We start from the raw sequence: 1,307 nt of genomic DNA on the forward strand, positions 1-1,307 counted from the left end.
CCCCAGACACGTTCGACGGCATCCCGGCGGCGAGCGGGACCGCGCCGGTGGGTGGCGCGCCGGCGCCGGCCGGCTACTCCTCGCCGACGATCTTCTCCCAGGCCTCGGCGAGCATCGTCCGGGTCTCCGACAGCAGCGCGGGCAGCACGCGGGTGCCGGAGATGACCGGCATGAAGTTCGTGTCGCCGCCCCAGCGCGGCACGACGTGCTGATGCACGTGGGCCGCTATGCCAGCGCCGGCCACCGAGCCCAGGTTCATCCCGGTGTTGAAGCCGTGGGCGCCGCTGGCCAGCCGCAGTGCCCGCAGGGCACGCTGCATGAAGAAGGCCATCTCCGTCGTCTCGTCCGGGGTGAGGTCGGCGTAGTCGGCGACGTGCCGGTACGGAACGACCATCAGATGGCCGGCGTTGTACGGATAGAGGTTGAGCACCGCGTAGACCTCGGCGCCCCGGGCCACGACGAGCCCTTCCTCGTCGGTCAGCCCCGGGATCCGGCAGAACGGGCACTCGTCCTCGGACCGGCCCTCACCCTTGATGTAGGCCATCCGGTGCGGCGTGTACAGGCGGCGGAACGCGTCCGGCATCCCGACACCGGCCTGCTCCTCCAGTGGGATCCCGGCCCCCCTGCCGGCCCGGGTTCGCGGCCCGTCGGGGACCCCTGCCGGTGTGGTCGGGTCCGTCACGGGCTGTCCAGGCTGCTGCGCAAGGGCTCCTGCCTCATGTCCATCCACTGCGGCACGTCATCCACCGCGGCTTGTCCATACACCCGGCCCCACGGTGCCCCGCCGGCCCGCATCCTGCGACCGTACCAGCACCAACAGGCCCCCAAGCCGCGTCAGCCAGCCACCCGCGGCCCGCTCCGCGGGTGACCGCTCGGCGTGTCGCCGTTCCTCGCCGGGTGACCCTCTCCCCCACCACCGCCCACATCCGGGCGCACCCCCCATCGATCAGTGGCCCCACCCCGCGCTACCAGCCACACTCTGAGCGACAGCCGAGCCGAACGGAGATCCATGAGCCAGGCACACTGGCCAGCCCAGCGGTACCGCCGTGGCCAGCGCCCCGCCCTCGCGGTGGCGGGCGACGGCGGGCAGTCGGGCTCCCCCGGACCACCACGCCCGGCGGCGAACCTGCCCAGACGGCAGCGATCGGGACACGCCTATCACGAAGAGCCAACGAAAAAAGGCGGCCACTCGCGAAGCGAGTGCCGCCTGGGGGGTGTGGGGGGGCGCCCCCCCCCCCCCCGGGGGTTGCAGGGGGTCCCCCCCCGGGGCAGACATACCCGCCGCTGGGGAAGGCGGCCAACGGCCC

Annotated in this window: 1 protein-coding gene; it reads right to left on the reverse strand. The window is 73.4% G+C overall.

The genetic code is table 11. The annotated features are described in order from the left end of the window. Nucleotides 1-73: 73 nt before the first annotated feature. Nucleotides 74-583 carry an HIT family protein gene (locus tag I6A81_RS16935; protein WP_203008543.1) on the reverse strand — a complete coding sequence of 170 codons (510 nt, stop codon included), beginning with the start codon at nt 581-583 and terminating at the stop codon, nt 74-76. Nucleotides 584-1,307: the final 724 nt, after the last annotated feature.

The organism is Frankia nepalensis (assembly GCF_016786325.1).
GTDB lineage: Bacteria > Actinomycetota > Actinomycetes > Frankiales > Frankiaceae > Pseudofrankia > Pseudofrankia nepalensis.